The sequence below is a fragment of the Robinsoniella sp. genome (assembly GCF_034124845.1).
This window is the reverse complement of record NZ_JAWYAJ010000517.1, coordinates 1-7,930: the sequence shown is the minus strand read 5'-3', so window position 1 is coordinate 7,930 and position 7,930 is coordinate 1. Positions and strand designations below refer to the sequence as shown.

At 43.4% G+C, this 7,930-nt stretch carries 7 protein-coding genes; 6 read left to right on the top strand and 1 reads right to left on the bottom strand.

All coding sequences use genetic code 11. The features are described 5' to 3' along the window. The coding region (locus ACH2DQ_RS25615) for a phosphodiester glycosidase family protein (protein WP_395028628.1) at positions 1 to 955 on the top strand (955 nt) is incomplete at its 5' end. A gap of 136 nt (positions 956 to 1,091) precedes the next feature. On the opposite strand, the gene ACH2DQ_RS25610 is transcribed toward ACH2DQ_RS25615, so the two are convergent. Continuing rightward, positions 1,092 to 1,658 (bottom strand): DNA-3-methyladenine glycosylase I, encoded by a 567-nt coding sequence (locus tag ACH2DQ_RS25610; protein WP_394911210.1) that lies wholly within the window; start codon positions 1,656 to 1,658, stop codon positions 1,092 to 1,094. Between the two features lie 335 nt (positions 1,659 to 1,993). Between ACH2DQ_RS25610 and ACH2DQ_RS25605 the strand changes: the two genes are divergently transcribed. The 5 genes from ACH2DQ_RS25605 to ACH2DQ_RS25585 form a co-directional block, all read left to right on the top strand. Further along, complete coding sequence (locus ACH2DQ_RS25605) at positions 1,994 to 2,362, top strand: hypothetical protein (RefSeq protein ID WP_395028627.1); 369 nt, start codon at positions 1,994 to 1,996, stop codon at positions 2,360 to 2,362. 69 nt (positions 2,363 to 2,431) lie between these two features. Next, positions 2,432 to 4,072 carry a Na/Pi cotransporter family protein gene (locus tag ACH2DQ_RS25600; RefSeq protein ID WP_394911212.1) on the top strand — a complete coding sequence of 547 codons (1,641 nt, stop codon included), beginning with the start codon at positions 2,432 to 2,434 and terminating at the stop codon, positions 4,070 to 4,072. Between the two features lie 283 nt (positions 4,073 to 4,355). Next, on the top strand, positions 4,356 to 6,221 hold the full coding sequence (locus ACH2DQ_RS25595) for a TIGR03960 family B12-binding radical SAM protein (RefSeq protein WP_394911213.1): 1,866 nt from the start codon (positions 4,356 to 4,358) through the stop codon (positions 6,219 to 6,221). Further along, positions 6,205 to 6,924, top strand: coding sequence for a TIGR03936 family radical SAM-associated protein (locus ACH2DQ_RS25590; protein ID WP_394911214.1), 720 nt, complete (start codon positions 6,205 to 6,207; stop codon positions 6,922 to 6,924). The genes ACH2DQ_RS25595 and ACH2DQ_RS25590 overlap by 17 nt, the downstream gene beginning before the upstream one ends. Then, positions 6,914 to 7,930, top strand: a 1,017-nt coding sequence (locus tag ACH2DQ_RS25585; protein WP_395028626.1) for a ribonuclease E/G, incomplete at its 3' end; no start/stop codon positions are given. The genes ACH2DQ_RS25590 and ACH2DQ_RS25585, both read left to right, overlap by 11 nt.

Here is a 7,930-nt window from a genome sequence, read left to right as displayed (position 1 = left end):
GAAAAAGAAAACGGGCTGGATTACCTCAAAGGGTGACCGTTACTACCTGGATTCAAATGGTGTAATGAAAACGAAGTGGACGGCTGTTAAGAAAAAGAATTACTATTTTTCCAGTTCCGGAGCACTGCAGAAAAATACCTGGCTCAAAAAAGGGAAGTATTATTACTATGTGAATTCCAAAGGAGTTATGGATGCTTCCAGAAAAATGAATACCAAAAGCATCAATACGGCTACATATCTGGAATACCGAAGCAGTACGCTGTCAGTGAAGATCAATAAGAAGCAGAATTATAGTTCTGTGTACTGGGTTGCACGCATTAAGACCAGTAATCCCAAGCAGCTGCGTTCAGCTATGTCTTATGGGACCTATGGTGGATCCAGACAGCTTACTTCACAAGCGGTATCATCCAACGGTGGAATTATCGGCATTAACGGAAGTGCATTCTCTTATTCTACCGGACAGCCGTCTCCGCTTGGCATGTGCATCAAAAACGGTAAAATCTATGGTAATTATGCAACCAGCTATACGACCATGGCAGTCAAAAAGGATGGAACCATGTTCACTCCTCCAATGGGATTATGGGGCCAATCCCTTCTGGATATGGGTGTAAAAGACACCTATAATTTCGGACCGGTTCTGATTAACAATGGAATTGCCGCACCGCTGGATATGCAGAATTTTTCTTTAACCAGCTATAAAGATCCAAGAACGGTGGTAGGAATGGTTCGTCCAAATGACTATGTAATACTGGTGGCTGATGGAAGAAGATCGGGGTATTCACTGGGTCTTGACCATTATGAAATGATTGCAGAATTGCAAAGACAGGGTTGCCGCTATGCCTACAATTTAGACGGCGGTGGATCCACAACGCTTTATTACGACGGAAAGGTTTTAAACAGGCCTTCTGACGGAGCGGAACGCCCCTGTGCAGACTTTTTGTATTTTACTAACTAAACAGACCGCTTGCTCTAATAAGGAGCAGGCGGTTGTTTCAGTTTAAATAGAAAAATTAATTATTGTCCATATGAATATAAATGGCTGAAATGTGGCAGTCAATATGTTGCAGATGAGATTATTAAGCGACAGCCTGTTAATTCTCTTCATGCAGAAAACATGTTGTTAGATGGTCATTTACCATGCCCACAGCCTGCATAAATGCATAAACAGTGGTGGGGCCCAGAAATTTAAACCCTATTTTTTTCAAATCTTTGCTGATCTGGTCAGAGAGGGGAGTGGTCGCGGGGATGTCTTGTATCGTCTCCCAATGGTTCACAATAGGGGCGTAATTCACATAATTCCAAATGAATTGATCAAAACTCCCATGTTTTGCGGAAACGTCCAAATAAACTTTTGCGTTGTTGACTGCCGCATTAATTTTCAGGCGGTTTCTGATTATTTTCTCATTTTCCAGGAGTTCCTGGACTTTTGCATCTCCGTAAAGAGCTACCTTTGCAGGGTCAAATCCGTCAAATGCTTCCCGGAAAGCCTCTCTTTTTTTGAGTACGGTAATCCAGGAAAGTCCTGCCTGCATGCTTTCTAAGGTTAACATTTCAAAAAGCTTACGATCATCATGTTCGGGACGTCCCCACTCGTTATCATGATAATCTATGTATATGGGAGTGTCTCCAGCCCATGGACATCTGATTTTTTCTTCCATAAAGTTAAGTATCCTTTCTGCTTTTATAATACTGTGGTTTATATCTAGTATTTTATCATAGAATAGTGACAGAATGTGTCACTATTTATAAAAAAGTTCCGGAAAAATGTCAAAAGCGGAAAAATGATTGCAGAAAAAGAAATGTAATATTATAATAGAGAAAGCAACCAATGTACTAAGGAGAAAATACTATGCGTATCAGAAGCGGCGATTCAGGCTGTGTGCTTTCATAGCGGAGCGCAGCATACGCAGTAGTGCTGTATTAAGAGATGAAAAGCTTTCATATTATAAACAAAATTGTCTGTGTGGTCTTTATTTTAACAGCTGTCTTCTTTGTGCAGACAGGAGCAGTAAATGCTTTTTTCCAGGCGGATTTAGCAGACCGGGATGCTTATCATTCCCAGACTGCAGGCTCCCAAAGGCAGTATCGCATATCTTCCGGAGAGCACACCATAAATGAGCGGGTCACGGAGCATTCCGTGCCTCCAGGCAGAGTCCAGATTAATCAGGTAAACAGTCTGCTTCGGGGAGATCTGGCAACGGGATTCTGGACCACAAATATGTACATGCCTCAGAACATCTACTCCATGATGTTTTGCGGAGGCATTTTTTTGCTGTCTTTATTTTTGGCAGGTATGCCCGGGCAGTTCTATGATAAACTGAATATCACCCACGAGTCAGACGGGAAAAAACGTCCGCTGTAATCTCGGCGTATCTTCCGGGTACGTACAGGTTAAAGTGTAAATATTATGACATGAATGGGAGAATATAGAATGGAACTATCTGATATTTTAATGCTTCTTGGCGGACTTGCCTTATTCTTATATGGCATGCAAATGATGAGTAGTGGTTTAGAGATGGCCGCCGGAAATAAGATGAAACAAATCCTCGAAAAACTCACTTCCAACCGATTCAAAGGTGTCGTGGCAGGAGCAGCCATAACAGCAGTAATCCAATCCTCATCAGCTACGACTGTTATGGTGGTTGGCTTTGTAAATTCCGGTCTTATGACCTTAAAGCAGGCGGTATGGGTAATCATGGGTGCCAACATTGGTACCACTATCACCGGACAGCTGATCGCATTGGATATCGGCATGATTGCTCCGCTGATCGCTTTTCTGGGTGTGGCGGCGATCCTTTTTGTTAAGAATGAAAAAGTAAAGCATATCAGTGAAATTTTTGCGGGTCTTGGTGTGCTCTTTATCGGTATGGATATGATGGGGTCTGCCATGGTTCCCCTTCAGAACTCCGAAACCTTTATTCACTTTATGACAACTTTCCGCAATCCGCTGGTAGGTATTTTGATTGGTGCTGTCTTTACTGCCATCATACAGTCTTCCTCTGCTTCAGTTGGAATTCTGCAGGCACTGGCTGGTACCGGTATGATTCCGCTGTCCAGCGCAGTATACATTTTGTTCGGACAGAATATCGGAACCTGTATTACAGCAGTTTTAGCTTCTATTGGCACAAAGACCAATGCAAAGCGTACCACGGTCATTCACCTGATGTTCAATGTAATCGGTACTTTTATATTTACCGTCATTTGTCTGATCACTCCATTTACGGTTCTCATGGAGCATCTCACGCCTGGAAATTCGGTAGCGCAGATTGCCAATGTGCATACGGTATTTAATATTGTCACCACGCTGCTTTTGCTGCCCTTTGGTACTTATATGGCACGTCTTGCTGAAAAGATACTTCCGGATAAACCAAGTGAACAGGAAGAAATGCTGCATCTGGAATACATACAGCCCTTTGAAAGCCACTATGCAATGGGGCAGGGGGCATTGGTTCTGACCCAGATTGACAAGGAAATCGAGCGGATGCGGAATATGGTCTGTGAGACTGTTACCGGCAGTTTTGATGCCGTGCTTCACAGCTCGTCACATGATAAAGAGACGCTGGAGCAGAAGGAGGATTATATCGATTATCTGAATGCAGAAGTATCCCGGTACATTGTGTCAGTGATGCACCATGAGATGGCAGCGGAAGATTCTGTCAAAATCAGTGGATATTATAAGATACTGGGAAATCTGGAGCGAATTGGTGACCACGCCATGAACATTTTGGGATATGCTGTGAGCATGAAGAAAATGAATGTGAATTTTTCGGATCAGGCAAAAAACGAGATTCTGATTATGAGGGATATGAGCCTTCAGATTCTGGAAGACGTGGCTGGAAGCAATGTATCCGATATTAAAACCATGCTGGAGAAAACATCCCGAGATGAACAGAAAATTGATGATATCAGGAATGAAAATCTCAAACAGCAGATGGAGCGGATGGGTAAAAGTGAATGCATAGCAGACGCAAGCATCTTCTTTTCGGAATTGCTTACGGATTTTGAACGTATCGGAGATCATGCTTTAAACATTGCGGAACAGTATCATGAGATGCTCACAAGAGCCGTTTAACGGACTGGATATTAAAGTGCTTTAAGTGTTTGTAAATGAAAAAAGACCTCTGTTTGATATGTCCCCAGAAGTTAGGCTTTATAGAATACTAACATTTGGGAGAAGTTCATTATGAGGTCTTTTTTAATGTCCAGAAGTCAATATGGAACAGAAATTAAATTCCTTTACAAATATCTACTTGAAGTTCTTACGGAGAATGCGTATAATTAATCAGGTATGCATACCTGCAGATCCATAAAAGCAGGAGATTGTGTGCTGATTAACAACACAACAAGGAGAAATAATGAGAAAACTAGCTCTAAATGATGAAATACTACTAGAAATCGAGAAGCCGGCACGCTACATCGGCAACGAAGTGAACTCGGTCATGAAGAATAAAGATGAGGTGGATATCAGATTTGCCATGTGCTTCCCGGATGTCTACGAGATCGGAATGTCGCATCTTGGAATTCAGATTCTTTACGATATGCTGAATCAGAGAGAAGATATCTGGTGTGAAAGGGTGTATTCTCCCTGGCTGGACCTGGACAAGGTCTTAAGAGAAAAGGATATCCCCCTGTTTGCACTGGAATCCCAGGAGCCAATCAGGGAACTTGATTTCCTTGGCATCACGATTCAGTATGAGATGTGCTATACGAATATTCTGCAGATACTGGACCTTGGCAAAATTCCGCTGTTAAGTAAGGACCGGGATGAGAACTGTCCAATCGTAATCGGCGGCGGACCATGCAGTTATAATCCGGAGCCGCTGGCGGATTTCTTTGACCTGTTTTATATCGGAGAAGGAGAAACCGTATACTTTAGATTGATAGACTTATATAAAGAATATAAAGCAGCAGGAAAAGGAAGACAGGCATTTTTAGAAGCAGCAGCCCATATCCCGGGCATATATGTACCCTCTCTTTATGAAGTGGTTTATAAAGAAGACGGAACCATTGCTTCTTTTTTGCCGAAAAAGGCAGATACGCCGACAGCTGTTGAAAAGCAGATTGTAATGGATATCACCAATACTTATTATCCCAAAGCACCGGTAGTGCCTTTTATTAAGGCAACACAGGACCGGGTAGTGCTGGAAATACAAAGGGGCTGTATCCGGGGATGCCGGTTCTGCCAGGCGGGAATGCTGTACCGTCCCACCAGAGAGCGGGATCTTGACATGCTGAAAGAATACGCATCTGAGATGCTGAAAAATACAGGGCATGAAGAAATTTCGTTAAGCTCTTTGAGCTCCAGCGACTATTCCCAGTTAGAAGGGTTAGTTACCTATTTAATAGAAGAATTCAAAGGAAAAGGTGTTAATATTTCCCTGCCGTCCCTTCGTATTGATGCATTTTCACTGGATGTTATGAGCAAAGTACAGGATGTGAAAAAGAGCAGCCTGACCTTTGCGCCGGAAGCCGGCTCTCAGCGCCTGCGGGATGTGATCAACAAGGGGCTGACGGAAGAAAATATCATAGATGGTGCAGGCCAGGCGTTTGAAGGTGGCTGGAACCGGGTAAAATTGTATTTTATGCTGGGGCTGCCCACAGAGACAGAAGAGGATATGAAAGAGATTGCTCATTTGGCTGACCGCATTGCCAGACGGTATTATGAGATACCAAAAGAAGAGCGAAACGGTAAATGCCAGATTACGGTCAGTACGTCATTCTTTGTGCCAAAACCATTCACACCGTTCCAATGGGTAGGAATGAATACGAAAGAGGAATTTCTTGGAAAAGCCAGAATTGTCAACCAGGAAGTAAAAGACCAGCTAAACCGCAAGAGTATTAAATATAACTGGCACGAAGCGGATGTGACTGTATTGGAAGGCCTCCTGGCGCGGGGAGACCGTAAAGTTGGGGCAGCCATACTGGATGCCTATCAAAACGGAGCCTTGTACGATGCATGGTCAGAGACATTTAAGAATCAGACCTGGATGGAAGCATTTGAACACACTGGCATAGATCCGGATTTCTACACCATCCGAGAACGCTCCATGGACGAAATACTTCCCTGGGATTTTATAAATATTGGCGTATCAAAGAATTTTCTGAAAAAAGAATGGGAGAAAGCCGTTTCAGAGACCATTACCAATAACTGCCGCCAGGGTTGTTCCGGATGCGGGGCAGGGATATACAAAGGAGGCGTATGTATTGAAAGTAAGAATTAAATTTGCAAAAGAAGGTGTGATGAAATTTATCGGACATCTGGATATCATGCGCTATTTTCAAAAAGCTATGAGAAGAGGAAATATTGACATTGCATTTACGGAAGGGTTCAGCCCTCATATGATTATGTCCTTTGCAGCACCCCTGGGTGTGGGGCTTACCAGTACCGGAGAATATCTGGATATAGAAGTAAATACCGAAATATCTTCTAAAGATGCCATCAGGCAGTTAAATGCATGCATGGTGGAAGGAATGTCCGTATTGAGTTTTCGCAGGATTCCGGAAGAGAAGGCGAGCAAAGCCATGTCTTTAGTTGCGGCTGCGGATTATCTGGTGAATTTCAGGGAAGAGAAAGACTTGGGGCAGGATTATAAGAAATGTCTGCAGGAGTTTTACAGCCGGGAGACCATCACCATTGTTAAGAAAACGAAAAAAAGTGAAAAAGAAGTTGATATCAAGCCCATGATCTATGCGCTGGAGCTGCGGGATGATGGAATCTTCATGCAGCTTGCAACCGGCAGTGTCAATAATCTAAAGCCGGAACTGGTGATGGAGGCTTTTGCCCAGTATCTGGGAAAGGAAGCAAAACCATTCGGGCTTCTGGTACACCGGCTTGAGGTCTATGCAGATCTTGGAAATGAGAAGAAGCGCAGGCTGGTATCTCTGGAAGATCTGGGAGAGGATATACCAAGCCGTGCCAGATAAAGAAAAAAACAGTAAACTGGTCATCACAAGAGATGGGGGACAGATTTTAACAACCCTGCTTCAGGATGGGAAACCGGTGGAATTTCATTTAGAACCGGAAGGGGAAGATTCCCTTCTGGGAAATATCTATATCGGAAAAGTACAGAATATCGTAAAAAATATCCAGGCTGCCTTTATTGAGATAAAAAACGGTTTACCCTGTTACTATGCCCTGGAAGAAAATCCAAAGCCTGTCTATACCAGTAAAATGAATTCCCGCAGACTGGTGGCGGGAGATGAACTTCTGGTGCAGGTGAGCCGTGAAAATATGAAAACAAAGGCGCCTACCGTCACTTCAAATCTTAGTTTTACCGGAAAATATCTGGTTCTGACCAGTGGGAATACGCGGATCGGTGTGTCCGGCAAACTGTCCCCTTTTCAGAAAAAAGAACTGAAAAATCTAATGGAAGAATACCGCTGTGAAGAATATGGCTGGATTATAAGGACCAATGCTGCACAGGCATCGGCGGAGGAGTTAAGGCAGGAAGCTGTACAATTGGTACAGCAATATAAAAACTTAAAGGAACGGGCTAGATTCAGAACCTGCTTTTCCTGTCTTTACCAGACGCCCAAGAACTATCTGACCCAGCTGCGGGACACCTACAGCGGCAAGCTGGAAGCGATACTGACAGATGATAGGGAATTGTATGATTCCATGCATGAATTTCTTGCGGAGTGTCAGCCTGAGGATCTGGAAAAGCTGTCATTTTATGAAGATGCACTGTTGCCCCTGGATAAACTTTATAATCTGGATCAGGCGCTGAAAGACGCGCTGAAAGAGCGTGTATGGCTGAAATCCGGAGCTTATCTGATTATTCAGCCTACGGAAGCCCTGACATCTATCGACGTGAATACGGGCAAATATGATGGTCACAAGAATCAGGAAGCAACCTTTCTAAAAATTAATCTGGAAGCAGCCAGGGAAATTGCCAGACAGCTGCGGCTGAGGAATATTTCCGGCATTATT